The organism is Kribbella sp. C-35, from assembly GCF_046549195.1.
GTDB lineage: Bacteria > Actinomycetota > Actinomycetes > Propionibacteriales > Kribbellaceae > Kribbella.
In genome coordinates this window covers 1-26,401 of the sequence record NZ_JAJPWG010000006.1, presented here as the reverse complement: position 1 = coordinate 26,401, position 26,401 = coordinate 1, and the positions used below count along the sequence as shown (strand labels likewise).

The following is a 26,401-nucleotide window of genomic DNA, read 5'->3' as shown; positions in this document are numbered from 1 at the left end:
ATGGACGACGAGGTGTTCCGGGCGCTCGCGGATCCCAGCCGGCGACGGCTGCTCGATCTGCTGAACGCGCGCAACGGGCAGACGCTGCGCGAACTGTGCGCCGAGCTCGACATGGCGCGGCAGTCCGTCAGCAAGCACCTCGCCGTCCTCGAGAGCGCGAACCTCGTCAGCACCGTGTGGCGCGGCCGGGAGAAGCTGCACCACCTGAACGCGGAGCCGATCAACGCGATCGCCGATCGCTGGATCCATCAGTACGACCGTCGGCGGGTGCAGCTGTTCGCCGACCTGAAGACGGCTTTGGAGAATGAGATGACCGAGAACGATTTCGTCTACACCACCTACATCCGGACCACGCCCGAGCGGTTGTGGCAGGCGCTCACCGACCCGGTGTTCACCGAGCAGTACTGGCAGCTCCACCACGAGACCGACTGGAAGCCCGGCTCCCCGATGGTGTGGCACCAGGGCGATGTCGTGATCTCCGGACCGGGACAGGTGGTGGTCGAGCACACGCCGTACACACGACTGTCCTACGCCTGGCACCACATCACGCCCGAGTTCGCGAAGAAGTACGAGATCGACGAGGCGACGTACGAGCGGATCAGCCGTGAGCCGTTGTCGACGGCAACGTTCGAGCTCGAGCCGGTCGACGATCAGGTGAAGCTCACCGTGATCCACAGCGGCTTCGAACCGGACAGCATGATCCGGACCATGATCCAGGACGGCTGGCCGGCCCTGCTGGCGGACCTGAAATCCTTGCTGGAGACATCCGTCGCCGCCGTGCAGTAGGAGTACCGCGTGCCCCGTCCGAACATCGTGATCATCTACACCGACGACCCCGGTTGGGGCGACCTCGGCTGCTACGGCAGCCCGGACATCCGTACGCCGCACCTCGACGCGCTGGCCGCGCGCGGCGTCCGGATGACCGACTGGTACTCGAACTCCCCCGTCTGCTCGCCCTCGCGGGCCGCGCTGCTGACCGGCCGGCACCCCGCACACGCCGGAGTCGAGTCCATCCTCGGCGCTCGCGGACCTGCCGTGGGACCAGCAGGTGATGGCGGCGATGATCAGCCGGGTGCACGACGGCGTCGGGCGGATCGTCGAGGCGTTGGAGCGGACCGGGCGGCTCGAGGACACGATCATCTTCTTCTCGTCGGACAACGGGCCGTCGGCGGAGGAACGCAACTGGCTCGGCGGCGAGGAGATCGCGTACGCCGGCGTCCGGCGTCACGTCCGCCGAGCCCGCGATGATGATGGACGTGACGCCGACGGTGCTGACCGCAGCCGGCCTCACCCCGCCAGCCGATGTCGACGGCACCGCGCTCTTCACCGGCAGCACGCCCGAGCGCACTCTCACCTGGGAGTACGCCGGGCAGCAGGCGATCCGCTGCGGCGCGTGGAAGCTCGTCACCGACCCGGCCGAACGCCTGGGCGCTCCGCAGACCCCGGGCACTCACCTCTACAACCTCGTCGACGACCCCACCGAGTCCCACAACCTCGCCACCGAACACCCCGAGGTCCTCACCGCCCTCATCGCGGCGAACCAGACCTGGAGCGACACCCTCACCAGCTGGCGAGCCTCTTAAGGACGTTTGTGGATCACGAGTGGGAGAACTGCGGCGGCGCCTGCTTCGCGGAGCTTGGCTGCGGCGACGGTGACCGGCCACTGTGATGACGTAGAGTCGACGAGCAGCAGGACCGTACGCGCGGTGACGGCCTGCGCTGTCGTCCCGTCCACCTGGATGCCGTCCCGCCAGACCTTCGCCTCCTCGGCCGACGACAGGTCGTCCGTGTAGCCGGTCCGGTCGATGGTCAACTCCGCCCGCTCCAACCGGCCGACCCCGGCAACGTGATCGGCAACCGCGGACGTGAGCTCCCGGTAGCCGCCGGCAGCGAGCGGTACGACGACGTCGGGCCGGGCCGACCACGAACCACGCCACCGAGAGAGTGCCGCGACGGCACCGGCCTGTAACGCCTCGACTGCATCGGGCGCGGGCGATCCGCTGAACGCACCTTGCAACACCTCGCGCCACTCGGGCGCGTCGGCGTACACGATGATGCGACCCGGCTCCGCGGAGAGAGCCGGTGGGATCTTCCCGCGGGCGCCGAACGCGCCGCCCGGCCACATCTTCCGCGTCTCCAGGACGTGGACCTCGCCACGCAGCGACCGCGTGATGGTCGCGACGGTCTCCGGATCGGGCCGCTCCACCAACGGCTCCGGCAGCACACCCAGGCACACCGAGCAGCGGCCGCACGGCTCTGCCGACGGATCGTCCAGGGATTCCTGGAGAAGTTGCATCAGACAACGATCACCGCGGGTGTACGCGCGCATGATGTCGGCCTCGCGCTGCCGTACCGACACGATGCCGTCGTAGTGCGCCGCGTCGAACGTCCAGTCGGCGCCGGTCCGGACCCACCCGCGCTCGACCCGGTCGACGGCTCCGTCCACGGCGAGTTGCTTCAGCATCAGCTCGACCCGGGTCCGACGCAGTCCGGTCTCGGCTTCCAACGCCGGCACGGTCGCGGGCTGATCCGGCCCGTAGCTCTCCAAAGCCCGGAGCAACCGCTGAACGTTCTCCGGCACCGGGATCGTCGCGGTCGCGAAGTAGTCCCACACGCCCGCGTCCGCGTCGGACGGCAGCAACGCCACCACCGCGTGATCGATGCCGCGACCGGCACGGCCGACCTGCTGGTAGTACGAGACCGGCGAGGGCGGCGACCCGACATGCACGACGAACCCGAGATCCGGCTTGTCGTACCCCATCCCCAACGCGGACGTCGCGATCAACGCCTTCAACTGGTTGGCGCGCAGCGCGTCCTCGAGACGCTCCCGCTCCCCCGCCTCCAGCTGACCCGTGTACGCCGCGACCGGTACATCCCGCCCGTGGACCTCCTGGATCACCACGGCCAGCCGCTGGGCGTCCGCCACCGTCAACGCGTACACGATCCCCGACCCGGGAAGCGTCGGCAGTACATCGACGACCCACGCGAACCGATCCAGCGGCGACAGCGCGTCCACGACCGCGAGCTGCAGACTCGATCGCGCGAGCGGACCACGCAGTACCAACGTCGACTCACCGAGCTGCTTCGCGACGTCTTCCGTCACGCGCGAGTTGGCGGTCGCGGTCGTCGCGAGCACCGGCGTCTTCGGGTTCAGCTGCTGCAGGACCTCGGACACCCGGCGGTAGTCCGGGCGGAAGTCGTGGCCCCAGTCCGACACCGCATGCGCTTCGTCGATGACCAGCAGACCGATCTGCCCGGCCAGACCGTCCAGCACGCGCCGTCCGAAGCCCGGGTTCGCCAGGCGCTCCGGGGAGACCAGCAGGACATCGACCGCACCGGAACGCAGATCGTGTTCGATGCTCGACCATTCGTCGATGTTGTTCGAGTTCAGCGTCGCGGCGCGGAGGCCCGCACGGCTCGCGGCGGCCACCTGGTCGCGCATCAGCGAGAGCAGCGGTGAGACCACGAGCGTCGGCCCGAACCCCTCGGCTCGCCGGATCGCCGTCGCTGCCCAGTAGACCGCGGACTTCCCCCAGCCGGTCGCCTGGACCACGAGCACCCGCGCCGCCGCATCGCACAACGCGGCGACCGCGGTCTCCTGATCCGTCCGCAGGCGCGCTTCGTCTCCCGCGATCGCCCGGATCAGGTCACCCGCAACCTTTGCCCGGTCGTCGGTCAGAGTCAGTGTCGCCTCGGTCTCGCCCATGCCGACGACCCTAGACGCCCGCACCCCCAAAGCGCGCCCCCGAGCCGAGCACCTGTGGATAACGCGGTCAGGCGCACTTGCCTGGATGGCAGGGTTCGCCTTCGGTCGTCATCAGGCGGCGAGGGCCCGGTCCTTTGGCGGCCAGGGCGTCGTACGGGTTGGCGAGGGCGCAGCGGTCGAGGGAGAGGCAGCCGCAGCCGACGCAGTCCTTGAAGTCGTCGCGGAGTTGTTCGAGGTGCACGATGCGGCGGTCGAGCTCCGCCTGCCAGCACTCCGAGATGCGCTCCCAGTCGGCGCGCGTCGGCGTCCGGTTCTCCGGCAGCAGTTTGAGGATCGCGGCCACCTCCGCGAGCGGTACGCCGACCCGCTGAGCGATCCTGACCAACGCCACCCGCCGCAACGTGTCCCGCTTGTAGCGGCGCTGGTTCCCCGACGTACGGCGGCTGATGATCAGCCCCTGCCGCTCGTAGAAATGCAGAGCCGAGATCGCCACGCCGCTGCGTTGCGACAGCTGCCCGACCGTCAACTCACCCGGCTCGATGTCCATCGCTCATCCCTCCAACCTCAACTTATATCGAGGCTAGCGGAAGGAGTCAGGCGGTGACGAGGCGACGTCCGATGCTCGCGGACATCAACGCGGCCGCCGCGCAGAGCCCGCCGGCCAGGTACCAGGCCAGGTTGTAGCTGCCCTGCGCGTCCCGGATCGCTCCGGCGCCGGTCGCGGCCAGCGCGGCACCGACCTGGTGCGACGCGAACACCCAGCCGAACACGATCGGCCCGTCCTCGCCGAACCACTCGCGGCACAGCGCCACGGTCGGCGGCACGGTCGCCACCCAGTCCAGCCCGTAGAAGATGATGAACACCCAGGTGCTCGGCGCAGCGGTCGGTCCGAGCAGCGACGGCAGTACCAGCAGCGACAGGCCGCGGAGCGAGTAGTAGGCGATCAGCAGGTACCGCGGGTCCCATCGGTCGGTCAGGTACCCGGACAGGATCGTCCCGCCCACGTCGAACACACCGACCAGCGCCAGCAACGACGCAGCGGTCGTAACCGGCATACCGTGGTCGTGCGCCGCCGTCACGAAGTGCGTCCCGATCAGACCGTTCGTCGACGCGCCGCAGATCGCGAACCCGCCCGCCAGCATCCAGAATGCGGGCCGCCGTGCTGCCATCCGCAGAGCGTTGAGCGCTCGCATGGCACTACTACCGGTCGTTTCGACCCGCTGCCCCGCCGTACTGCCCTCCGGAGCGCCGTACGCACGCAGCCCGACATCACTCGGGTAGTCCCGCAGGAAGAACAGCACCAGTGGTACGACGGCCAGCGCTGCACCGGCTGCTACGAGCGCGGGCACTCGCCAGCCGTAGTTCGACGCCAGGGACGCGATCAACGGCAGGAAGATCAGCTGACCGGTCGCACCGGCCGCTGTGAGGATCCCGGTCACCAGACCGCGACGGTGGACGAACCAGCGCCCGGTGATCGTCGCCACGAAGGTCATCGACATCGACCCGGTGCCGACACCGACCAGAAGACCCCAGCAGAGCAGCAGCTGCCAGGACGCGGTCATGAAGACGGTCAGGCCGCTGCCCAACGCGATCAGGACCAGCGCGCCGCTGACCACCTTCCGCAGCCCGAGCCGGTCCATCAGCGCGGCGGCGAACGGCGAGATCCCGCCGAACAGCAGCAGGTTGATCGACACCGCCGCCGAGATCGTCGCATGCGACCAGCCGAACTCCTCATGCAGCGGATCGAGCAGCACACTCGGCACCGACCGGAACCCGGCCGCGCCGATCAGCGTCACGAATCCGACCACAGCGACCGCCCAGGCCAGGTGCACCCGAGGGGTCTTCTTCGTCTCCAGAATCTGCGTCACCCGACCAAGGATGACGGTTCGACCGTCATCGAACTAGTGGCCAGATAGACAACCTATGTCAAGATATGGCCATGAGTCGTCATCTGGCCGCCGTCGGTCCGCACGTGGTCGCCGTCCTCGCGCTCGAGCCGGTGGTCGGGTTCGACCTGACCATCCCGCCGACGGTCCTGGGCGCAGCGACCAAGGCCGACGGCACCAAGTTGTACGACGTCCGCATCTGCGGACTGGGCGGACCGGTGCGGGCCGGCGCCGGGTTCAACCTCGTTCCGGACCACGGTCCCGAGGCCCTCGCCGAAGCGGACACGGTGATCGTCCCAGGAACCTACATCCCGCAGCCGCGGTACGAAGGCACGCTGCCCGACGACCTCGCCGCCGCACTCGCCACCATCCGCCCGGGCACCCGCATCGCCTCGATCTGCACGGGAGCCTTCGTCCTGGGCGCGGCCGGCTACCTGGACGGGCGGCCCGCGACGACGCACTGGGAGCGGGCCGAGCTGTTCCGCAGCGTGTACCCGCAGGTGAAGCTCGACGAGGACAAGCTGTTCATCGACGACGGCGACGTACTCACATCGGCCGGCCTGGCCGCGGGCGTCGACCTCTGCCTGCACCTGATCCGCCGCGACTTCGGCAGCGAGGTCGCCAACCGGGCGGCCCGGCACTGCGTCGTACCGCCGTGGCGTGACGGCGGGCAGTCGCAGTACATCGAGCGCGTCGTACCCGAGGAAGGCAGTGAGGGTACGTCGCCGACGCGGGCCTGGGCGCTCGAACGGCTCAGTGAGGACATCAGTCTCGCGGCGATGGCAGAGCATGCGCGGATGAGCGTGCGGACGTTCAGCCGGCGTTTCAAGGCGGAGACCGGACAGTCGCCCGGGACCTGGCTGCTGCAGCAGCGCGTGCGGCACGCGTGCCAGCTGCTCGAGACCACCGACCTCTCCGTCGACCGCGTCGCCGAGGAGGCAGGCCTGGGTACGGCGGCCTCGCTGCGACACCACCTGCGGTCTGAGCTGGGCGTCTCTCCACTCGCGTACCGCAAGACGTTCCGGGCGGGCTAGGTCAGAACGACCAGGTCGTGAGGCTGGTTGTTCATCGACTCGACGCCGTCCGCCGTCACCACGACGATGTCCTCGATCCGCGCCCCCCAGCGACCCGCCTGGTAGATGCCCGGCTCGACGCTGAACGCCATACCTTCCTCCAGCGGCAGGTCGTTGCCCGCCACGATGTACGGCTCCTCGTGCACGTCCAGCCCGATCCCGTGCCCGGTCCGGTGGATGAAGTAGTCGCCGAAGCCCGCCGCCGCGATGACGTCCCGCGCGGCGGCATCGATCGACTCCGCGGTCGCACCGGGTCGAACAGCATCCACCGCGGCCTGCTGAGCCTCCTGCAGTACGGCGTACGTCGCGGCGACGTCGGCGTCCCGCGGCGTACCCACGGCGTAGGTGCGCGTGGAGTCGGAGTTGTAGCCCTCGGCAACCGGACCGCCGATGTCGACGACCACCACGTCGCCGGCCTCGATCACACGGTCGGACAGGGCGTGGTGCGGGCTCGCGCCGTTCGGGCCGCTGCCGACGATCACGAAGTCCGCTGCGGTGTGGCCTTCCTCGACCATCGCGGCCGCGATGTCGGCGCCGACCTCGGCCTCGGTCCGGCCGGGACGCAGCCACTCACCGACGCGGGCATGCACACGGTCGATCGCCGCGCCCGCCTTCCGAAGCGCCTCGATCTCCGCCGCGTCCTTCCGCATCCGCAGCTCACGGACGATCGGCCCGGCCAGGACCTGCTCCGCCTTCGGCAACGCATCCCGGAACCCGAAGACGTGCAGCGCCGGCGTGAAGTCGCTGACCGCGACCCGCTCGGCGCCGCTCAACCGCTCGGCCACGAGGTTGTACGGGTCCACGCCGTCCACCCAGGTCACGACGTCGACGCCTAGCTCCTCCAACCCGTTGAACCCAGGCGCTTCGAGCTTCGGTACGACGAGTGCCGGGGCGCCGTCGGCCGGGATCACCAGCGTGGTGAGGCGCTCCAGCGAGCCGCCCGGCCGGCCGATCAGGTATCGCAGGTCCGAGCCCGGCGCGATCACCAGACCGGTGCCGGCCGCGGCCTCGCGGGCACGGTCCAGGCGGGCACGAAGGACGGCGACATCAAGGACGGGAGGGAGTACTGAGCGACGGGCCATGGTCAGACTCTAAAACTGTCGGAACGGCCTGCTACAACTGGGCTTCGCTCCAACCCCTGCTCGGCGAAAGGCATTTCCATGGCACTGCACTTCCTGTCCCACGGCGACGGCGTACCGGTTCTCGCGTTGCACGGCTGGACGCCGGACCACCGGCTGATGACGGGCTGCCTCGAGCCGATCTTCACCGAGCTGCCCGGCTACCGCCGCCTCTACCCCGACCTGCCGGGGATGGGTCAAAGTCCCGCCGGCGACATCGACAGCTCCGACGGCATCATGGCGGCCCTGCGCGCATTCATCGACGAGCAGATCGGCGACGAGCCGTTCCTGCTGATCGGCGAGTCGTACGGCGGGTACCTCGCGCGCGGGCTGGTGGCGGAGCGCCCGTCGCAGATTCGCGGTCTTGCGATGATCTGTCCGACCGGCGAGCTGTGGCACAAGGACCGGAAGCTGCCCGAGCACGCCGTACTGCGGACCGAGCCCGGCGTGCTCGAATCGCTGACCGAGGGCGAGGACTTCACGGACCTGGCTGTCGTACAGACCGCCGCCGCGCTGGCGGCGTACCGAGCGGATGTCGCGCCCGGTCTCGCGGTCGCGGACACGGCGGCGATGGAACGCATCCAGAAGAACTGGGCGCTGACGACGGCACCGGAGAGCGGTCCGCCGTACGACGGACCGTCCCTGATCGTCTGCGGCCGGCAGGACGCCGTGACCGGGTACGAGGATCTGTACGAGCTACTCCCCCACTACCCGCGCGCGACGTACGCCGTACTCGACGTCGCCGGTCACAACCTCCAACTCGAACAACCCGCGCTACTCCGCGCCTTCGTGAACGAGTGGCTGGACCGGGTCGATCTCGATGCCGCCCGCCAATGAGTCCTCAAGCCAACGCTCCCACGTCCGACCCAACCGTGAATCGACGTTGATGAGGAAAGGACAAGAGTCATGGCGACCAAGCGGTATATCTACCGTGCGTATCCGACTGCGGGCCAGCACCAAGCGCTGTCTCGCCTCTTCGGATGTTGTCGCGTCGTCGCCAACGACTTCCTAGCTGAGCGCGAGCGCCTGTATCGGGCGGGCGAGCACAAGCGTGTGTCGTTCGATGAGACCGCTCGCCTGGTGACGACCATCGCAAAGCAAACCCCCGAGCGGGCGTTCCTGGCGGAGGTCTCGGCCGTGCCGTTGCAGCAAGCGGTGAGGGATATGGTCCGGGCCTACACCAACTTCTTCGCTTCCCTGACAGTTACGAAGACGAGGCGCAAGGTCGGAAGACCCCGGTTCAAGAAGCGTACTCACCGACAGACCGCACGCTTCACCCGCAACGCAAAGTTCAAGATCCGTACCGCAGAGGGATGCAAGTGGGGTTGGGTTCGGCTGCCGGGCGTGGGCGAGGTGAAGCTCCGGTCCACGCGACCACTCCCTTCAACGCCGACATCGGTGACGGTGATTCGAGAGCCCGACGGCACCGACTGGGTGTCGTTCGTCGTCGACGCCCCCACCGATGTGCACACTCATGAGCCGCAGGCTGCCCGCACGGCTGGCCTGGATGCGGGTGTGGGGAATGATCTCCTCGCCATCACCTATTCGGACGGCACCCGCGAGAAGGTGGTGAATCCGCGCCACCTGCGCGCCCGGGCGCGGAAGCTCAAGAGACTCCAACGCGCCCTTTCACGCAAGAACACGGGATCGGCGAACCAAGAGCGTCAGCGGATGAGGGTTGCTCGCGCCCACCGCAATATCCGAGACGCGCGGATGGACCACCATCGCAAGCTCGCCCATCGCCTCGTTGCCGCCAATTCGATCATCGCCATCGAAACATTGTCATTGGCCGGTCTCGGAAGGACGCGACTGGCGAAATCCGTCCACGACGCAGGGATCGGGCTCCTGTACCGCCTCATCGCTGAGATGGCCGAGACCCAAGGCCGCACAGTGCTGAAGGCCGGACGTTGGGAGCCGACCACGCAGACCTGCTCGGTATGCGGGACCCTCGGTGGCAGGAAACCGCTTTCGGTGCGGGAGTGGACCTGCCAGGAGTGTGGATTACGGTTGGACCGCGACTATAACGCGGCAGCCAACGTCATGGTCGCCGCAGGACTTGCGGAGACCCTAAACGCCTGTGGACCCGACATCAGACGCATGCTCGCGTGCGCGGACGGGGACGAAGCAGGAACCCGCCGAACGGATCCGGATCGTTGTCCGGGACGCGTAGGAGTCTCCGTCAATCACGACGGGGAGGATGTCAACAGCGGGTAATCTCAGGCTCATGGTCAATGGGAAGCGTCCTCTGGGGTGGCCGTTGCTCGTTGCGCTGACGAATGGGCGGACCGGGATCTCCGACGAACGGCTGGCCGCGGCCGTTCGGGGCAAGGTGATTCTGGTGACCGGGTCGTCGTACGGGATCGGTGAGGCGACCGCGCGGCGGCTGGCCGCTGCCGGGGCGACGGTGCTGCTCGTGGCGCGGACGGCGGACCAGTTGCAGCTCGTGGCGGACGACATCCGGTCGCGGGGCGGTACGGCGTACGTGTACCCGGCGAACCTCGCCGAGCCGGCCGCGGTCGAGGAGCTCGTGCGGACCGTGCTCGCGGAGCACGGGCGGGTCGACGTACTCGTGAACAACGCGGGCAAGTCGATCCGGCGATCGGTCGCGGACACGTACCAGCGGTTCCACGACATCGAGCGGACCAACGCGGTCAACTACCTCGGGCCGGCCAAGCTCGTGCTCGAACTGCTGCCGTCGATGCGCGAACGCGGGTCCGGCCACATCGTGAACGTGTCAACGGCCGGCGTCCGTACGCCGCCGATGGCGCGCTGGTCGGCGTACCTGGCGTCGAAGAGCGCGTTCGACGTGTGGCTGCGGTGCGTCGCGCAGGAGGTCCGCGGCGACGGGGTGACGACGTCGACGGTCTACATGGGGCTGGTGCATACGCGGATGAGTGAGCCGACGCCGCTGCTCAACAAGATGCCGGGGCTCACGCCGGAGCAGGCCGCCGATCAGGTGTGTACGGCGGTGGCGGAGCGCCCGCATAACATCACTCCGCCGTTCGTCCGGCCGGCCGATGCTCTCGGCAACCTGTTGCGGGTGCCGACGGATCGGTTGCTCGAGCAGTACTTCCGGCGTACCGGAGGCGGGAAGAAGCGATGAGGACGATCCGCCCGATCCCACCGCTGCGGCCGCCGGAATGGCTGGTGCAGAGTGCGGCCGAGGTCGGTGGGTTGTCGGTCGCGCTGATCAAGTCCGGGGTATGGCGGTCGGCCGGGCCGGCGCAGCTCGTGCGGATCGAGCGGGCGCTGCGGACCTGGGGTCAGTCGATGGCGGCGCTGGGGGTGATCGCGGCGATCCGGTATCCGGAGCGGGCGGCGGTGATCACCGGGGACGACGAGATCACGTACGCCGAGCTGGATCGGCGCTGCGAGCGGATCGCGGCCGGGATGCAGGCGCAGTACGGGATCGTTGCCGGGAGCAAGGTGGCGGTGCTGTGCCGGAACCACCGCGGCTTCCTCGAGGCGACGCTCGCGGCGTCCCGCGTCGGCGCGGACGTCCTCTTCGTGAACACCGAGTTCGCCCCACCCCAACTCCAGGCCGTCCTCGAACGGCACCGCCCGGATCTTTTGGTGCATGACTCCGAGTTCACCCCACCGGCAGGCATCCCATCAGTTGTCTCTGATTTGGCCGAGCTTGCCGAGAATGTTGCGCCGTCTGCACCGCCGCCTCAGGCTGCTGGGCACATTACGATCCTGACCTCGGGGACTACTGGTACTCCCAAGGCGGCGCCTCGGGTGCCGACTGCGGCGGGGTTGGCGGGGTTGACCGGGAGTGCGCTCAGCCGGTTCGGGTTGCGGGCAGGTGAGCCGATGGTCGTGTGCCCGCCGCTGTTCCACGGGCTCGGTCTGCTCACCTCGATGCTCGCGTTGTTCCTCGGCTCGCCACTCGTCCTGCGCCCGCGGTTCGACGCCCCCACCGTGCTCGCCGACGTCGAAGCCACCCGCGCGGGCGCGATCGTCGCCGTACCGGTGATGCTGCGCCGGCTGCTCGATCTCGGTCCGAACGCCATCGCGGAGTACGACCTGCGTTCCCTGCGAGCCGTCATCTCGGGCGCGTCCCAGCTCGGCGCGCCGCTGGCCGAGCGGTTCATCGAACGGTTCGGGCCGGTGCTGTGCGACGCGTACGGGTCGAGCGAGGTCGGCATCGCCACGATCGCGACCTCCGCCGACCTGCTCGCCGCACCCGGCACCGTCGGGCGGCCCTGTCTCGGCAGTACGATCCGGATCCTCGACGACCAGGACCGCTCGGTGCCGACCGGCACGACCGGCCGGATCTTCGCGGGCGGCGGGCTGGTGTTCGGCGGGTACTCCGACGGTTCGAGCAAGACCGTTGTCGACGGGCGGATGAGCACCGGCGACCTCGGTCACGTCGACGCTGCCGGGCGCTTGTTCGTCGACGGTCGCGAGGACGACATGATCGTGTCCGGCGGCGAGAACGTGTACCCGGTCGAGGTCGAGCAGTGCCTCGCGGCACATCCCGCCGTCGCCGAAGCGGTCGTCGCCGGAGTCCCCGATGACGAGTTCGGCCAGCGGCTGATCGCGTACGTCGTACTCCACTCGCCGACGACCGAGGACGAGTTGCTGACGCACGTGAAGGCGAATCTTGCGCGCTACAAGACGCCGCGGCAGATCGTGATTCTCGACGAGTTCCCGCGCAACGCGACCGGGAAGGTCCTGCGCGGCAAACTCAGCCCGCCGTGAACAGTTCCCGAAACCTCGTCATGCGATCCAACGCGCTGGTGTGATCGCCGAAGGACACCGCCACTGTCTCCGCCCCGGCGTCGACGAGCTCGTGAGCCATGGCGACGACCGGATCGGGATCCCCGCCGGACCAGTCGAGCCGCGTCCCGACCTTGATCGGCCGGTCTCCGAACGACCTGAGTCGCGACACCGCCGCCGCGAATCCGGCACCGTCCAGGTTGAGCCCCTGCCACTCGTCGCCGTACCGCGCAGCACGGCGCAACGCGGGCACCGTCGTACCGCCGATCATGAGCGGGAGCGGCGCCCGGAGCGTGGGTTCGAACACGCCGCCGCTGTCCCGGCCTTCGAAGAGATCGCGGATGATCCCGAGCGACTCGTCCGTCCGGCGGCCACGCTCCTCGAACACGGCACCGACTGCCGCGAACTCGGCCTTCGCCCACCCCGCGCCGATCCCCAGTACGACGCGCTCGCCGGACAAGCGGTGCAGCGTCGCCGCCTGCTTGGCGACCACGTACGGGCTTCGCAACGGCAGCACGAGCACCGAGGTACCGAACCGGATCCGGGTCGTGCGGGCCGCGAGGTACCCGATCGCGACGAGAGGTTCGTACACACCGCCGTACGTCGAGCCGAACTCACCTGGCGGGAGGAGGTGGTCGGGCAACCAGGCCGTGCCGTAGCCCAGGTCCTCTGCAGCGATCGCCAGCTCGACCAGTCGCTCGGGCGGCATCGACGCCGACTCGTCCGGGAGTACCACCTGGAGTTCGACCATGCGCTCGACCCTAACCGGCCGCGGTGATCAGAGTGAGCGGGGTGGGTGGCCGGTGTAGGTGGGGATGACGGACTTCGGGAGAGGGCCCTTGATGCGCGTGGGTTCTTGTTGCTGCTCGCGGGCGTGTGCGAGGAGGCCGACGGAGCGGGACAGGATGAAGAGGCCGCGGGCTAGGTCGGCGGGGAGGCCGAGCTCGGCGTAGATGGTCGCTGTGGCGCCGTCCACGTTCATCGGGACCGGAGCGAGGACGGTTTCCAGCGCGAGAGCGATCTCCAGGTGTTCCCCGCTGATGGTGCCGTCGGCAACTGCTTGCTGGGCGGCGGCGATGAGGGGGTCGCGGCGTGGGTCGTGCGGGTGGAAGCGGTGGCCGAAGCCGGGGACGTACGCCCTACGCTCCTTGTACGAGGCAACGAGCTCTCGCGCGGCGGTCGTCGGGTCGGTGCCGGCGTCGACGGTGCTGCGCAGGTCGTACAGGACTTCGAGACATTGCTGTCCGGCGCCGCCGTGGACGTCGCCGAGCAGGTTCACGCCGGTGGCGATCGCGTTGTTGAGCGGCAGCCCGCAGGACGTGGCCATCCGGGCGGCGGCGATCGAGGGCGCCTGCGGGCCGTGGTCGACCGCGGCGACGAGCGTCTGCTCGAGCAGCCGAGCCTCCCCCGGCGTCGGCAGTTCACCGCGCACCATCAACCAGATCATCTGCGGAAAACTCACACCCCCGATCAACTCCTCAATCGGGTAACCATGAAACCGAATCACCCCAGGCTCGATATCCGAGATCCCCGTAGCCCACCAATCAGCAGCCTCAGTACTCATGTGGCTCCTTTTGTGCGTAGGTCTGCAATCTCGTTCGGGGTGTAGCCGAGTTCGGCGAGGATCTCGTCGGTGTGCTCGCCGAGACGGGGTGGACGCGTTGACGGTCCGACCGGTCCGCCGTTCACGTGCACGCTGCTGCCGAGGACGCGCAGCTCGCGGTCCCGGCCGTCGGGCATCTCCACCGTGTGCAGTAGTTCGCGCTCTGCGAGCTGCGGCAGAGAGAGCGTTTGCTCGACGTTCAGCACCGGCGCGACGGGTACGCCGGACTCCGCGAGCAACTCGTCCCAGTACGCCGCGGAACGCTGAGAGAGCGTTTTCTCGAGTTCTTCCTTCAGCTCGGTTCGATGCACCTTCCGAGCTTCCCGTGACCCGAACCGTTCGTCCGTGAGCAGCTCCGGGCGGTCCAGCACTGTGCACAGTTCGACGTACTGCTCCTGCTTGTTGGCCGCGATGTTCAGCGCCCCGTCCGCGGTCCGGAACGTGCCGGACGGCGCCGACGTCGCGTTCTCGTTGCCCATGGCACCGGGTTTCCGGCCGGCGACCAGGTAGTCCGAGACCACCCATCCCATCGCGGCGACTGCTGTTTCCAGCATGGAGACGTCGAGGTAACTCCCGGCGCCGGTGCGTGCTCGTTTCACCAGCGCCGCCGAGATCGCGAACGCCGCCGCGTACCCGCCGAGCGTGTCCGCGATCGGGAAACCGGTCCGGATCGGCGCGGTCTCCGGGGTTCCCGTGACGCTCATGATCCCGGACAGTCCCTGGATGATCTGGTCGTACGCCGGGCGTCCGCGCATCGGGCCGGTCTGGCCGAAGCCCGACACCGCGCAGTACACGAGCCCGGGATTCAGTGAGCGCAGTACGTCGACCGGGAAGCCGAGGCGCTCGAGCACTCCCGGACGGAAGTTCTCCAGCAGCACGTCCGCCTCGCGGACCAGCCGCTCGAAGACCTCGCGGCCGTCGGCGCTCTTCAGGTTGAGCGTGAGAGAGCGCTTCCCCGCGTTCTGGGCGAGGAACGAGATGCCGAGCCCGTCCTTGGACAGGTCCGGGTCGCCGCCGAGGTTCCGCGCGAGGTCGCCCGACCCGGGCACCTCGACCTTGATCACCTCGGCCCCCATCAACGCCAACTGATACCCGGCAAACGGCCCCGCAAGCACGTTGGTCAGATCAAGCACCCGCACCCCGGCCAGCAAATCCGCGTCAGGAGGCACTGAAACCGCTCCACCCCGTTCGGATGATCGTTTCGGCGCAGCGGCGTACGGCGGTGATGTACGGCGGTAGCCGGTCGTCGCTGAACCGGGTCGTCGGCCCGCCGATCGCGATCGCCGCAACAACCCGCCCGTCAGCACGCCGTACGGGAGCCGCGACACCCGACGCACCGAGCTCGCGCTCCCCGTGACTGACCGCGAACCCACGCGCCGCCGCGTCCGTGACCGCGGCCCGCAGCTTCTTCGCGAACCCCGGCTGCCGCGGCGCCTCCAGCGCGAGCTCCTCGATCAACGACGGATCGACGTCGAGCACCGGAGGATCCGTGAGCAGCACCTTCGACGCAGCCCCGCCCCACAACGGCATCGACGAACCGACGACCACCATGTGCCGGACGCTCAACGAACCCGGCGCCTGCGCGAGACACACCCGGGTCCGGCCGACGCGGATGTACAGGTTCGCGGTCTCGCCGGTGTCGGCCGACAGCTTGCCCATCGCCGCGCGAACCGCCGGCGGGATCTCCATCGTCGCGCTGCTCAGCCGCGACCAGCGCAGAAAACCCGGACCGATCGCATACTTTCCCGGACCGATCGCCGCGACCAGACCGCGCTGCTCGAGCGTGGTCACGAGCCGGAGCACCGTCGTCTTCGGCAGCCCGCTCGCCGCCGTCAGCGCCGCCAGCGACCAGGTCGGATGCTCGTCGTCGAACCGCTCGAGCAGGTCCAGCGCCCGGTGCACACTCCGTACTCCGTCACCTTCACTCATACCCCGAAGGTTAGCCTGGCGTGCCACACAACGGAATCTCTGTACCTCCTGGTGGAATGCTGCTACGGTCCACCGCAGTACCATCGCCCCGTAGGAGGTAGCTCGTGATGTCGCGACCCCGAACGGTGCTGGTCGCCGCGGGTCTCACGGTCAGCCTGCTGACCAGCGGCTGCTCGGCCCTGGAGAAGACCCTCGACGGCGGCAGCGTCGCCGGCGACTTCCCGAGCCGCAACGTCGAGATCATGGTCCCCGCCGCGCCTGGTGGTGGTTGGGACCTGACCGCACGGCAGTTCCAGCACGTGGTCCAGGAGAAGAAGTTGCTCGGCGAGAAAGCGGTCTCCGTGGTGAACGTGACCGGCGCCGGCGGCGCGGTCGGCATCTCCAAGCTGGTCACGAAGAACCGCAAGGACCCGCACACACTGATGATCACCGGCCTGGTGATGGTCGGCGCGCTCACCCTGAACCAGTCCCAGATCACGGTCTCGGACACCACGCCGATCGCGACGCTCACCGCGGAGCAGGAGGTGCTGGTGGTGAAGTCGGACTCGCCGCTGAAGTCCCTCAAGGACCTCGTCGAGATGTACAAGGCCGACCCGTCGAAGGTGAGCTGGGGCGGCGGCACGATCGGCGGCACCGACCACATCACCGCCGGCACGCTGGTGAAGGCGGCCGGCGCGGACCCGTCGAAGGTGAAGTACATCAGCTACTCCGGCGGCGGCGAGGCGACCGCGGCGATCCTGTCCGGCGACGTGACGGTCGGCATCTCCGGGCTGAGCGAGTTCGAGGAGCAGATCACCGCCGGGAAGATGCGGGTCCTCGCGACCTCCGGCGCCGAGCCGGTCACGCTCAACGGCAAGCAGCTCCCGACGATGAAGTCCGAGGGGTACGACGCCGAGGTGCAGAACTGGCGCGCGATCGTCGCACCGCCCGACGTACCGGCCGCGGACCGGCAACGGCTGATCGACTTCGTGACGACGGTGAACCAGTCCTCCGAGTGGGCCGAGATCCGGAAGAAGAACGGCTGGACCGACTTCTTCAAGACCGGTGACGACGCCACCAAGTTCATCGCCGAGGAAACCACCCGCGTCCAGGGCCTGGAGAAAGAGCTAGGGATCCTGTGAGAACTTCAGAGGAAGCAGTCGAAGAAACAGTCAAGGCTTCGGATGTCGAGGTCGAGGCGTCGCGGCTGGTGCGGATCATCGCGGCCCTTGTGCTGATCGTGTTGAGCGTGACGTTCCTGGTGGGCGTGTTCGACATCCGCAGCCCGAAGGGCTTCGACCCGGCCGGGCCGCGGTTCTTCCCGCTGCTCGTGACGTCGGCGTGGCTGGTGCTGTCGATCGCCTACCTGATCGAAGGACTCCGGTCGCCAAGGACGGCCCGCACAACCGATCGCAGCTGGTTCGAGCCGGTCACCGTCTCGGCGTTGCTCGTCCTGTACGCGCTGCTCGTCGTACCGCTCGGCTATCTCATCGCGACTGCCTTGCTGTTCTTCGCGGCCGCCCGCGTGCTCGGCAGCCGGCAGTTGGTGCGGGACATCGTGGTGGCCGTCGTACTCGCCGTGGTCGTGTACATCGCCTTCACGCAGTTCCTCGACATCTCGTTGCCGGGAGGGGTGCTGGGCCTGTGATCGGCTTGAGTGTTTTCGGCGACCTGATGCACGGCTTCGGCACCGTGCTCGACCCGATGAACCTGCTGTGGGCGGTCCTCGGCGTGACGCTCGGCATGCTCGTCGGCATCCTGCCCGGGATCGGCCCGGCGTTGACGATCGCGCTGCTGCTGCCGATCACGTTCAACTTCTCGGACCCGATCGGCGCGTTCATCATGTTCGCCGGGATCTACTACGGCGCGATGTACGGCGGTTCGACCACGTCGATCCTGATCAACACCCCCGGCGAGTCGGCCTCGGTGGCGACCGCGATCGAGGGTCACAAGATGGCGCTGAAGGGCCGGGCCCGGGCGGCGCTGGCGACCGCGGCGATCGGGTCGTTCGTGGCCGGGACGATCTCGACCGTGCTGCTGACGTTCGTCGCGAAGCCGATCGGGAGCCTGGCGAGCCACTTCCAGGCGACCGACTATTTCGCGATCACGCTGCTCGCGATGGTCGCGGTGACCGCTCTCGTCGGCCATTCACTCGTCCGTGGTCTGCTGTCGTTGACCGTCGGCCTGTTCATCGGGCTGATCGGGTTGGACAGCCTGTCCGGCGCGCCGCGGTACACGTTCGGCACGCTGCGGCTGCTGGACGGGATCGACGTGGTGATCGTGATCGTCGGGTTGTTCGCGATCGGCGAGACGTTGCACGTCGCGTCGAAGCTGCGGTCGACTCCGGAGCGTCCCGCCGTACTGGAGAAGGGCCGGCTGCGGACCGGGTACCTGAACAAGTCGGACTGGGGCCGGTCGTGGAAGCCTTGGTTGCGGGGCACTGCGCTCGGGTTCCCGTTCGGGGCGATTCCGTCCGGCGGCGCCGAAGTACCGACGTTCCTGTCGTACTCGATCGAGCGGCGGCAGGCGCGCAAGAAGGGCCGCGACGAGTTCGGCGACGGGGCGATCGAGGGTGTGGCCGGACCGGAGGCGGCGAACAACGCGTCGTTCTCGGGCGTGCTCGTGCCGCTGCTGACGCTCGGTCTGCCCACGTCGGCGACGGCCGCGGTGATGCTCGCGGCGTTCCAGATCTTCAACGTGCAGCCGGGGCCGCAGCTGTTCGAGGACCAGAGCACGCTGGTCTGGACGCTGATCGCCTCGCTGTACATCGGCAACCTGATCCTGCTGATCATGAACCTGCCGCTGATCCAGATCTGGGTCCAGGTCCTCAAGGTCCCCCGGCCGTTGCTGTACGCCGGAATTCTGGTCTTCGCGTGCCTCGGGGTGTACTCGCTGTCCGGCTCCGGCTACGAGGTGCTGATGGCGCTCGTGATCGGCGTCGTCGGGTTCTTCATGCGGAAGCTCGACTTCCCGATCGCGCCGGTGATCCTCGGCGTGATCCTCGGGCCGACGATGGAGGAGCAGTTCCGCCGGTCGCTGGTGATCTCGAACGGCGACGCGAGCGTGTTCGTCACCCGCCCACTGAGCGCGGTGATCATCGTGCTGACGGTGCTCGCGCTCTTCGTCCCGTACCTGCCGCGGATCGTCGCGCGCATCCGCGGGACCCAACCCACCCGCGACCGCCTGACCTTCGGCGAGGACGATTGATGGGAGAGTGGAGCCGTGAAGATTCTCGTCGGATACGTACCAACGCCTGAGGGTGAGGCCGCGCTGACCGCCGCGGCGGCCGAGGCCGAGCTGCGCGGGGCCTCGATCCTGCTGCTGAACACGAGCCGGGGCGACGCCTACATCGACGCCCGCTACGCCAACGCCGACGAGTTGGCGGCCGCCGAGGCCAAGCTGCGCGAGCACGGCGTCGAGGTGACGATCCAGCAGGCGGTGTCCGAGGGCGACGTGGCCGGCGCGCTCCTGAAGGCGGCCGCGGCCGAGGACGTCGGCCTGATCGTCCTCGGCCTGCGTCGCCGCAGCCCGGTTGGCAAGCTCATCCTCGGCAGCACCGCCCAACGCGTCCTCCTCGAGTCCCCCGTCCCGGTCCTCGCCGTCAAGGTCCCGTCCCCCCACGACTGAAATCCGGGTGAGGTGCTGGGGTGGGACGCCTAAACTGGTCTGGTTATGCCTGATGCCCGGACCGAGTCCACGAGTCCATCCCCAGCCCCCACCCAGGACCCAGCGAAGCGGCGTCGTCCGTCGCGGCGGCGTGGTGGGCGGAAGCCGTCCTCAGATGAGACTCCTGTCACCGACGTGAACCTCGGTGAGATCGCGGCTCGGCTCGACGACCTGACGGCGTACGACCGGGAGCATCTCGGGCGGCGGCTCGAGCGGGTTCGGCGTACGTCGGATGCTCGCAAGCGGGCCGCCGAGCTGCAGAGTGTGGCCGGGGCGGTCGAGCAGGCCGAGCGGCGGGTCGAGGTACGACGGAACGCCGTACCCGAGATCACGTACCCGGAAGAGCTCCCAGTCAGCCAGCTGAAGGACGAGATCGCCGCTGCGATCCGGGACCACCAGGTCGTGGTCGTCGCGGGCGAGACCGGGTCCGGGAAGACCACCCAGATCCCGAAGATCTGCCTCGAGCTCGGCCGTGGCGTCCACGGGATGATCGGCCACACCCAGCCCCGCCGGCTCGCTGCGCGGACCGTCGCGGAGCGGATCGCGGAGGAGCTCGGCACCGAGCTCGGTGAGACGATCGGTTTCGCCGTACGGTTCACCGACAAGGTCAGCGAGCGTTCGCTGGTCAAGCTGATGACCGACGGCATCCTGCTGAACGAGCTGCAGCGCGACCGCGACCTGACGCGGTACGACACGCTCATCATCGACGAGGCGCACGAGCGCAGCCTGAACATCGACTTCATCCTCGGCTACCTCAAACGCCTGCTCCCCCGCCGCCCGGACCTCAAGGTGATCATCACCTCGGCGACCATCGACCCGGAGCGGTTCGCGGCGCACTTCGCGGCCGCCGACGGCACCCCGGCGCCGATCGTCGAGGTGTCCGGCCGGACCTACCCGGTCGAGGTGCGGTACCGCCCGGTCAACGACCCCGAGGACCCGCGCACGATCGACCGCGACCAGACCCAGGCGATCCTGGACGCCGTCGACGAACTCGAGTACGAGGCGGACGGCGACGTACTGGTCTTCCTGTCCGGCGAGCGCGAGATCCGCGACACCGCCGACGCGCTGAACGACAAGTTCCGCGGCGAACGCCGTACGACCGAGATCCTCCCCCTCTACGCCAGGCTCTCCAACGCGGAGCAGCACCGGGTCTTCCAGCCACACGCGAACCGCCGGATCGTGCTCGCCACGAACGTCGCCGAGACCTCGCTGACCGTGCCCGGCATCAAGTACGTGATCGACCCCGGTACGGCGCGCATCTCGCGCTACAGCCACCGCACCAAGGTCCAGCACCTGCCGATCGAGCCGGTGTCGCAGGCCAGCGCGAACCAGCGCAAGGGCCGCAGCGGCCGGACCAGCGACGGTATCTGCATCCGGCTGTACTCCGAGGAGGACTTCACCAACCGGCCGGAGTTCACCGACCCGGAGATCCTGCGTACCAACCTCGCGTCCGTCATCCTGCAGATGACCGCGATCGGACTCGGCGACATCGCCGCGTTCCCGTTCATCGACGAACCCGACAAGCGCAGCATCACCGACGGCCTGCAACTGCTGACTGAGCTCGGGGCGATCGACACACCGAAGGGCGGCCGGCTGACCCCGATCGGCCGCCAGCTCGCGCAGATCCCGCTCGACCCGCGGCTGGCCCGGATGATCGTCGAGGCCGACAAACACGCTTGTGTCCGCGAGGTCATGGTGATCGCGGCCGCACTCTCGATCCAGGACCCGCGCGAACGCCCGACCGACGCCGAGGCGCAGGCCCAGCAGGCGCATGCCCGGTTCCGGGACCCGAACAGCGACTTCCTCGGGTACCTGAACCTCTGGGGTTACCTGAAGAAGCAGCAGAAGGAGCTGTCCGGCAACCAGTTCCGCCGGATGTGCCGCAGCGAGTACCTGAACTATCTCCGGGTCCGCGAGTGGCAGGACATCTTCGCGCAGCTCCGTCAGGTCGCCACCCAGATCGGCGTGAAACTCAACAGCGGCGAGCCGGCCGACCCGCAGAGCGTGCATATCGCGCTGATGTCCGGTCTGCTCAGCCACCTCGGAATGAAGGACCCCGCGAACCAGCACCAGTACCTCGGCGCGCGCGGCACGAAGTTCGCGATCTTCCCCGGCTCCGGGCTGTTCAAGAAGCCGCCGCAGTTCGTGATGGCCGCCGAGCTGGTCGAGACGTCGAAGCTGTGGGCGCGGGTGAACGCGAAGATCGAGCCGGAGTGGGCCGAGGATCTCGCGCCGCACCTGATCAAGCGCTCGTACTCCGAACCGCACTGGGAACGCAAGGCCGGCGCCGTGATGGCGTACGAGAAGGTCACGCTGTACGGCGTACCGATCGTTGCCCGGCGCAAGGTGAACTACGGGACAGTCGATCCGGAGGTGTCGCGCGAGCTGTTCATCCGGCACGCGCTGGTCGAGGGCGACTGGGACACCCACCACAAGTTCTTCCACGAGAACCGCAAGCTGATCGAAGAGGTCGAGGAGCTCGAGGAGCGCACCCGGCGACGCGACCTGCTCGTCGACGACGAGACGCTGTTCGCGTTCTACGACGAGCGTCTCGGGCCCGAGGTCGTCACCGGCCGGCACTTCGACACCTGGTGGAAGACGGCACGTCAGCGCGACGCCGACCTGCTCGACTTCGAGCGTTCGCTGATCGTCCGCGAGGGCGCGGACGTCAAGGAGGACGAGTTCCCGCTGCGCTGGACGCAGAACGGGATGACCTTCGACCTGACCTACGCCTTCGAGCCTGGGACGGACGCCGACGGCGTGACAGTGCATATTCCGCTGCTCGTGCTGAACCAGGTCACCTCGGACGGCTTCGAGTGGAGCGTGCCCGGGTTCCGCGAGGAGCTCGTCACAACCCTCATCAAGTCGTTGCCGAAGACCATCAGGCGCAACATCGTGCCCGCGCCCGACCACGCGCGGCAGATCCTTCCCGAGCTCGACCCGGCGTCCGGGCCACTGACCGACGCGATGGCGCGCGCCCTGCGGGAGCTGCGCGGCGTGGTGATCGAGCCGGAGGACTGGGACTGGACGCGGGTGCCCGAGCACCTGCGGATGACGTTCCGGGTCGAGGACGACAAGCGCAAGACAGTGGCCGAGGGCAAGGATCTCGCCAAGCTGAAGGAGAAACTGAAGCCGAAGACGAAGGCCGCGATCTCGCAGGTCGCGTCCAAGGCCGTCAGCGGGCTGGAGAAGGCCGGGCTGACCGACTGGACGTTCGGCGACCTCCCCCGTAGCTTCTCCGAGCACCGCAACGGGCTGACGGTCGCGGGCTACCCGGCGCTCGTCGACGAGGGCAAGAGCGTCGCGATCCGCCTGCAGGAGACCGAACGCGACCAGGCTGCGGCGATGTGGGCAGGTACGCGGCGGCTTCTGCTACTGACGATGCCCTCGGTGATCGACGTCGTACAGCGGAATCTGAGCAATCAGCAGAAGATGACGTTGATGGCGGGGCCGCATCGGAACGTCGGCGAGCTGCTCGACGACGCGATCGCGGCTGCTGTCGATCAGCTGATGGCAGCGGCGGGCGGGCCGGCGTGGAACCTCACCGCATTCTCGATCCTGCGGGACGCCGTACGGTCGGACCTCGCGGACACTGTGCTGACGATCCTGCAGCAGGTCGAGCAGGTGCTCGGGCACGCGCGGACCGTGGACAAGCAGATCTCCCGCGCGGCCAGCCCGGCGTTGCTCGCCGCCCTGTCGGATGTTCGCGGCCAACTCGAAGGGCTTGTGCATCCGGGGTTCATCACCGAGACCGGCGCGAAGCGACTGCCCGACCTGGTGCGGTACCTGCGCGGCATGGAGCAGCGCCTGGACAAGCTCGGCGCCAACGCCGCGCGCGACCGCTCCGGCATGGCCGTCGTCGACATGCTCACCGACGAGTACCGCAAGAGGCTCCGCGCGGTCCCGACCGGCAAGTACCCGAGCCCCGAGCTGCTCGAGGTTCGCTGGATGCTCGAGGAACTCCGCATCAGCCTGTTCGCCCAAACCCTCGGCACGCCGTACCCAGTCTCCGAGAAGCGCATCCGCAAGGCCTTGGCCGACAGCTAGGAGTCGAGCAGCCGGCGTGCGTGTTCGTGGAGGGCTGCACGGAGTTCGGGTGGGTCGAGGATTTCGAACGGCCAGTAGATGCGGGTGACCTGGGCGACGAGGGGTCCCAGCTCGTTGGCGGCGATGCGCAGCTCGCAGGTGGCCGCGTCGATCGGCTCGACCACGCCTTGGCCGGGCGGGATCGCCCTGGTCACCGTGGCAGCGTCGGCCTGCACACGGATGCGGGCGACGATGTCCCACGGCGCGACTCCGGTGCCTTCGGCAACCAGTGCGACCGGGTCCGGCGGGTCGTCGAAGCGGTATCGGGAGCCGGTGAGCACCGGCTGCTCGATGCGGTCGACCCGGAAGGTTCGCCAGGCCTGCCGGTCACGGTCGCGGGCGACCAGGTACCAGCGCCGGCCGGTGTGCACGATCTGCAAGGGCTCGACGCTGCGTTCGGATTCGCTGCCGTCATGGGTGCGATAGCGGAACCGGATCCCTTCGATGTGCCGGCAGCCGGCTGCGAGCGTGACCAGTACGTCGCCGTCCACCGGCGGCAGCTCGCCCTGCGGGAACTGCGTGGTGTGTGCCCCGATCGCGGCGACCTGCTCGCGCAGTCGCACGGGCAGTACCTGATGGAGTTTCGCGAGGGCAGAGATGGCCGCCTCCTCGACTCCGGTCACCGTCGTGGTCGTCGCGACGAGCAAGCCGACCGCGATTGCCACAGCTTCGGAGTCCTCGAGCAGCAGCGGCGGCAGGCGTCCGCCGGGTCCGAGGCGATAGCCACCGCCGATCCCGGCCTCGGCGTCGATCGGGTAGCCGAGCGACCGCAGCCGCGTCACGTCACGCCGTACCGTGCGAGGCGTGATCTCGAGCCTCGCCGCCAGCTCAGCGCCGTCCCACTGAGGGCGCGAGTGGAGCAAGGACAGCAAACGGAGCAGCCGGGCCGCGGTATCCATCGTGGATCCATTCTGCCTCGACCTGCGGACCGACCCTGTCCGCAGGTCGTTCTACGGTGATCACATGACGACGCTCACGCAGAACCTGCTGGACCTCTCGGACTTCGCTTGGCAACGACTGCGGGACCGGGTCGAAGGTTTGACCGACGCGGAGTACTTCTGGGAACCGTTCGACGGTTGCTGGTCGGTTCACAAGAGCCACGACGGGTACGCGGCCGACTGGGCCTGGATCCCTCCTGCTCCCCCGCCGTTCACCACTCTGGCCTGGCGGATCACACACATCGCCGACCTATTGCAGGCCGAACGGACGGCGACCTGGTTCGGGCACGAACCTGCCGCCACAGACCCTGCGGCCGCGGTTCCGGGATCAGCCGAGCACGCCCTTCAAGCGCTGGACCACGCGTACGCGATCTGGCGCAGGCGCCTCGCCGCGCTCAGCCAAGAGGACCTCGACCGGCCGATGGGCGAGATCGCGGGCCCGTACGCCGACAACGACGGGGCCTCGTTCGCGCTGCACATTCTCGACGAGCTGATCCACCACGGCGCCGAGGTGGGCACCGTTCGCGACTTCTACCGCGGTGCGCGCGCCGAAGACCCGTTCGCGGCTGCCCTTGCCGGTGAGCTCACACCGGCCGACCACCCCGCATTACTCGCCGAGGCCGCTGCCGCACAGCGCTGGGAGATCATCCCGCAACTCGCGGGCCTGGGCTTCGCCGTCAACGAGCCGACGGCGGACAACGTCACCGCAGCCCACCTCGCAGCCGGAACAGGCACCCTCGACACCCTTCGGTTCCTGGTCGAGAACGGCGCGGACCTGTCGCTGACCGACTCCCGGTTCAACGCCGACGTCCGCGGATGGGCGCAATGGTTCAAGCAGCCCGACACTCAAGAATACCTCGCAACGGTCTGACCAGGGCCTACACCGTTGGGCGCGGCGGTGGAGTTCGGCGGCTGTGAGGGCGTGGGCCAGTCCCATGCGAGCTGGTGGCTAGATGCGTACATGGGTCCTGTGGGACCGCCGACGAGCCGACGCGGTTCGTAGTCAGAAGGGAGCTGGGTCACCGGCAGCGGTGCGCGCAATGGCGCCGGCAGAGGCGTTTGATTCGGTGCCGGGGCCAGGCTGTTGGGTAGCGGAACCTGCGTCGGCTTGTCGTGTGACGGGACCGCGGGCGGGTGGGATTGTCGTGTAGCGGTGGCCGGTGGGTGTGGTGAGGGTAAGGGAGCCGTCGGGGTGGGCGGTAGTTTTCCATCCCCAGGTTCTCGTGTCCTTGATGACGTGGTGATATTCGCAGTACGGCGCCATTCCGGTCAGACTCGTGCGACCCGACTGGGCGAACGGGGTGAGGTGGTCGCGGTCGCAGTCGCGGGAGGTGCGGTTGCAGCCGGGCCAGGCACAAACCGGGTGGCGGGCGAGCAGGGTCTCGGTGACCAGCACACCCGGGTCGTGGCGGGTGGTGGCTGCCTCGAGCACGGCGCCGTTGGTGGGGTCGGTGAGGAGCCGTCGCCAGGTGCCGTCGGCGGCGATGCGGCGGGCCATTTCGGCCGGGATGGGTCCGTAGCCGGTCAGTTCCGCGGGGTCGTCGTCCAAGCCGAGCAGGCTGGAGGCGGGAACGACGACCTCGATGTGCGGGCGACGGCGGTGCTGGTCCGGCAGCCGGCGGCCGAGCCAGTCCAGGCCGTTGTGAAGGATGTGTTCGAACAGGTCGGCGGCCACGTCCGCGCGGCGCTGCTCGG

At 68.7% G+C, this 26,401-nt stretch carries 23 protein-coding genes and 2 pseudogenes; 15 read left to right on the top strand and 10 right to left on the bottom strand.

The features are described from left to right. The 4 genes and pseudogenes from ACLJOO_RS34745 to ACLJOO_RS34730 all read left to right on the top strand — a co-directional run bounded on the left by ACLJOO_RS34745 (window position 1) and on the right by ACLJOO_RS34730 (window position 1,583). Window positions 1–786, top strand: coding sequence for an ArsR/SmtB family transcription factor (locus tag ACLJOO_RS34745; protein WP_410791913.1), 786 nt, complete (start codon window positions 1–3; stop codon window positions 784–786). A gap of 9 nt (window positions 787–795) precedes the next feature. Then, window positions 796–996 (top strand): annotated as a pseudogene (locus ACLJOO_RS34740) (sulfatase-like hydrolase/transferase); the annotation flags it as partial. A 55-nt stretch (window positions 997–1,051) separates the two neighbouring features. Then, window positions 1,052–1,135, top strand: a pseudogene (locus ACLJOO_RS34735) (hypothetical protein); the annotation flags it as partial. 109 nt (window positions 1,136–1,244) lie between these two features. Continuing rightward, window positions 1,245–1,583 (top strand): hypothetical protein, encoded by a 339-nt coding sequence (locus ACLJOO_RS34730; protein WP_410792485.1) that lies wholly within the window; start codon window positions 1,245–1,247, stop codon window positions 1,581–1,583. On the opposite strand, the gene ACLJOO_RS34725 is transcribed toward ACLJOO_RS34730, so the two are convergent. From ACLJOO_RS34725 to ACLJOO_RS34715, 3 genes are all read right to left on the bottom strand, one after another. Beyond that, a complete protein-coding gene (locus ACLJOO_RS34725; protein ID WP_410791912.1) occupies window positions 1,580–3,706 on the bottom strand; it encodes a RecQ family ATP-dependent DNA helicase in 2,127 nt (708 codons plus the stop codon). The genes ACLJOO_RS34730 and ACLJOO_RS34725 overlap by 4 nt on opposite strands. Before the next feature lie 67 nt (window positions 3,707–3,773). Further along, window positions 3,774–4,253: a redox-sensitive transcriptional activator SoxR gene (gene soxR / locus ACLJOO_RS34720; protein WP_327634983.1), complete on the bottom strand. Its 480-nt coding sequence runs from the start codon at window positions 4,251–4,253 to the stop codon at window positions 3,774–3,776. 46 nt (window positions 4,254–4,299) lie between these two features. Then, window positions 4,300–5,574 (bottom strand): MFS transporter, encoded by a 1,275-nt coding sequence (locus ACLJOO_RS34715; protein WP_410791911.1) that lies wholly within the window; start codon window positions 5,572–5,574, stop codon window positions 4,300–4,302. Window positions 5,575–5,645: 71 nt separating this feature from the next. Between ACLJOO_RS34715 and ACLJOO_RS34710 the strand changes: the two genes are divergently transcribed. Beyond that, window positions 5,646–6,626, top strand: a complete 981-nt coding sequence (locus tag ACLJOO_RS34710; protein ID WP_410791910.1) for a GlxA family transcriptional regulator — start codon at window positions 5,646–5,648, stop codon at window positions 6,624–6,626. Here the strand turns inward: ACLJOO_RS34710 and ACLJOO_RS34705 are convergent. Next, a complete protein-coding gene (locus ACLJOO_RS34705; RefSeq protein WP_410791909.1) occupies window positions 6,623–7,747 on the bottom strand; it encodes a M24 family metallopeptidase in 1,125 nt (374 codons plus the stop codon). The genes ACLJOO_RS34710 and ACLJOO_RS34705 overlap by 4 nt on opposite strands. Window positions 7,748–7,825: 78 nt before the next feature. Between ACLJOO_RS34705 and ACLJOO_RS34700 the strand changes: the two genes are divergently transcribed. From ACLJOO_RS34700 to ACLJOO_RS34685, 4 genes are all read left to right on the top strand, one after another. Continuing rightward, on the top strand, window positions 7,826–8,620 hold the full coding sequence (locus ACLJOO_RS34700) for an alpha/beta fold hydrolase (RefSeq protein WP_410791908.1): 795 nt from the start codon (window positions 7,826–7,828) through the stop codon (window positions 8,618–8,620). A 69-nt stretch (window positions 8,621–8,689) separates the two neighbouring features. Continuing rightward, a complete protein-coding gene (locus ACLJOO_RS34695) occupies window positions 8,690–9,997 on the top strand; it encodes an RNA-guided endonuclease InsQ/TnpB family protein (protein ID WP_410791907.1) in 1,308 nt (435 codons plus the stop codon). A 10-nt stretch (window positions 9,998–10,007) separates the two neighbouring features. Further along, window positions 10,008–10,886, top strand: coding sequence for an SDR family NAD(P)-dependent oxidoreductase (locus tag ACLJOO_RS34690; protein WP_410791906.1), 879 nt, complete (start codon window positions 10,008–10,010; stop codon window positions 10,884–10,886). Next, the gene (locus tag ACLJOO_RS34685; RefSeq protein WP_410791905.1) at window positions 10,883–12,487 is read left to right on the top strand and encodes an AMP-binding protein; all 1,605 of its coding nucleotides are present in this window, start codon (window positions 10,883–10,885) and stop codon (window positions 12,485–12,487) included. Before ACLJOO_RS34690 ends, ACLJOO_RS34685 begins: the two co-directional genes overlap by 4 nt. Here ACLJOO_RS34685 and ACLJOO_RS34680 read toward each other — a convergent pair. Genes ACLJOO_RS34680 through ACLJOO_RS34665 form a run of 4 tightly spaced genes read right to left on the bottom strand, consistent with a single transcriptional unit; the run spans window position 12,474 to window position 16,037 of the window. Continuing rightward, complete coding sequence (locus ACLJOO_RS34680; protein ID WP_410791904.1) at window positions 12,474–13,256, bottom strand: LLM class flavin-dependent oxidoreductase; 783 nt, start codon at window positions 13,254–13,256, stop codon at window positions 12,474–12,476. The two genes, ACLJOO_RS34685 and ACLJOO_RS34680, sit on opposite strands and share 14 nt — an antisense overlap. 27 nt (window positions 13,257–13,283) lie before the next feature. Continuing rightward, a complete protein-coding gene (locus ACLJOO_RS34675; protein WP_410791903.1) occupies window positions 13,284–14,069 on the bottom strand; it encodes a citryl-CoA lyase in 786 nt (261 codons plus the stop codon). Beyond that, a complete protein-coding gene (locus ACLJOO_RS34670) occupies window positions 14,066–15,277 on the bottom strand; it encodes a CaiB/BaiF CoA transferase family protein (protein WP_410791902.1) in 1,212 nt (403 codons plus the stop codon). Before ACLJOO_RS34670 ends, ACLJOO_RS34675 begins: the two co-directional genes overlap by 4 nt. After that, window positions 15,267–16,037 (bottom strand): IclR family transcriptional regulator, encoded by a 771-nt coding sequence (locus ACLJOO_RS34665; RefSeq protein ID WP_410791901.1) that lies wholly within the window; start codon window positions 16,035–16,037, stop codon window positions 15,267–15,269. The genes ACLJOO_RS34670 and ACLJOO_RS34665 overlap by 11 nt, the downstream gene beginning before the upstream one ends. A 107-nt stretch (window positions 16,038–16,144) precedes the next feature. Between ACLJOO_RS34665 and ACLJOO_RS34660 the strand changes: the two genes are divergently transcribed. From ACLJOO_RS34660 to hrpA, 5 genes are all read left to right on the top strand, one after another. After that, entirely contained in the window at window positions 16,145–17,158 is a 1,014-nt protein-coding gene (locus tag ACLJOO_RS34660; RefSeq protein WP_410791900.1) for a Bug family tripartite tricarboxylate transporter substrate binding protein, read from the top strand. Further along, a complete protein-coding gene (locus ACLJOO_RS34655) occupies window positions 17,155–17,664 on the top strand; it encodes a tripartite tricarboxylate transporter TctB family protein (RefSeq protein WP_410791899.1) in 510 nt (169 codons plus the stop codon). The genes ACLJOO_RS34660 and ACLJOO_RS34655 overlap by 4 nt, the downstream gene beginning before the upstream one ends. Continuing rightward, window positions 17,661–19,223 (top strand): tripartite tricarboxylate transporter permease, encoded by a 1,563-nt coding sequence (locus ACLJOO_RS34650; RefSeq protein WP_410791898.1) that lies wholly within the window; start codon window positions 17,661–17,663, stop codon window positions 19,221–19,223. Before ACLJOO_RS34655 ends, ACLJOO_RS34650 begins: the two co-directional genes overlap by 4 nt. Window positions 19,224–19,238: 15 nt before the next feature. Continuing rightward, window positions 19,239–19,643: a universal stress protein gene (locus ACLJOO_RS34645; protein ID WP_130385540.1), complete on the top strand. Its 405-nt coding sequence runs from the start codon at window positions 19,239–19,241 to the stop codon at window positions 19,641–19,643. A gap of 174 nt (window positions 19,644–19,817) precedes the next feature. Then, entirely contained in the window at window positions 19,818–23,729 is a 3,912-nt protein-coding gene (gene hrpA / locus ACLJOO_RS34640; RefSeq protein ID WP_410791897.1) for an ATP-dependent RNA helicase HrpA, read from the top strand. Here hrpA and ACLJOO_RS34635 read toward each other — a convergent pair. After that, window positions 23,726–24,667, bottom strand: coding sequence for a helix-turn-helix transcriptional regulator (locus tag ACLJOO_RS34635; RefSeq protein WP_410791896.1), 942 nt, complete (start codon window positions 24,665–24,667; stop codon window positions 23,726–23,728). The genes hrpA and ACLJOO_RS34635 overlap by 4 nt on opposite strands. Before the next feature lie 64 nt (window positions 24,668–24,731). Between ACLJOO_RS34635 and ACLJOO_RS34630 the strand changes: the two genes are divergently transcribed. Beyond that, window positions 24,732–25,577 (top strand): DinB family protein, encoded by an 846-nt coding sequence (locus ACLJOO_RS34630; protein ID WP_410791895.1) that lies wholly within the window; start codon window positions 24,732–24,734, stop codon window positions 25,575–25,577. A gap of 132 nt (window positions 25,578–25,709) precedes the next feature. Here the strand turns inward: ACLJOO_RS34630 and ACLJOO_RS34625 are convergent. Beyond that, window positions 25,710–26,401 (bottom strand): HNH endonuclease signature motif containing protein (locus ACLJOO_RS34625; RefSeq protein ID WP_410791894.1); only part of this gene is annotated, 692 nt, incomplete at its 5' end.

Bases quoted from the DNA above. Each gene is read 5' to 3' on its own strand.
- soxR (WP_327634983.1), bottom strand. From the start codon at position 4,253: ATGGACATCGAGCCGGGTGAGTTGACGGTCGGGCAGCTGTCGCAACGC.
- ACLJOO_RS34725 (WP_410791912.1), bottom strand. From the start codon at position 3,706: ATGGGCGAGACCGAGGCGACACTGACTCTGACCGACGACCGGGCAAAG.
- ACLJOO_RS34745 (WP_410791913.1), top strand. From the start codon at position 1: ATGGACGACGAGGTGTTCCGGGCGCTCGCGGATCCCAGCCGGCGACGG.
- ACLJOO_RS34705 (WP_410791909.1), bottom strand. From the start codon at position 7,747: ATGGCCCGTCGCTCAGTACTCCCTCCCGTCCTTGATGTCGCCGTCCTT.
- ACLJOO_RS34635 (WP_410791896.1), bottom strand. From the start codon at position 24,667: ATGGATACCGCGGCCCGGCTGCTCCGTTTGCTGTCCTTGCTCCACTCG.
- ACLJOO_RS34700 (WP_410791908.1), top strand. From the start codon at position 7,826: ATGGCACTGCACTTCCTGTCCCACGGCGACGGCGTACCGGTTCTCGCG.
- ACLJOO_RS34730 (WP_410792485.1), top strand. From the start codon at position 1,245: ATGATGATGGACGTGACGCCGACGGTGCTGACCGCAGCCGGCCTCACC.
- ACLJOO_RS34690 (WP_410791906.1), top strand. From the start codon at position 10,008: ATGGTCAATGGGAAGCGTCCTCTGGGGTGGCCGTTGCTCGTTGCGCTG.
- ACLJOO_RS34685 (WP_410791905.1), top strand. From the start codon at position 10,883: ATGAGGACGATCCGCCCGATCCCACCGCTGCGGCCGCCGGAATGGCTG.
- ACLJOO_RS34710 (WP_410791910.1), top strand. From the start codon at position 5,646: ATGAGTCGTCATCTGGCCGCCGTCGGTCCGCACGTGGTCGCCGTCCTC.
- ACLJOO_RS34630 (WP_410791895.1), top strand. From the start codon at position 24,732: ATGACGACGCTCACGCAGAACCTGCTGGACCTCTCGGACTTCGCTTGG.
- ACLJOO_RS34695 (WP_410791907.1), top strand. From the start codon at position 8,690: ATGGCGACCAAGCGGTATATCTACCGTGCGTATCCGACTGCGGGCCAG.
- ACLJOO_RS34665 (WP_410791901.1), bottom strand. From the start codon at position 16,037: ATGAGTGAAGGTGACGGAGTACGGAGTGTGCACCGGGCGCTGGACCTG.
- ACLJOO_RS34680 (WP_410791904.1), bottom strand. From the start codon at position 13,256: ATGGTCGAACTCCAGGTGGTACTCCCGGACGAGTCGGCGTCGATGCCG.
- ACLJOO_RS34675 (WP_410791903.1), bottom strand. From the start codon at position 14,069: ATGAGTACTGAGGCTGCTGATTGGTGGGCTACGGGGATCTCGGATATC.
- ACLJOO_RS34660 (WP_410791900.1), top strand. From the start codon at position 16,145: ATGTCGCGACCCCGAACGGTGCTGGTCGCCGCGGGTCTCACGGTCAGC.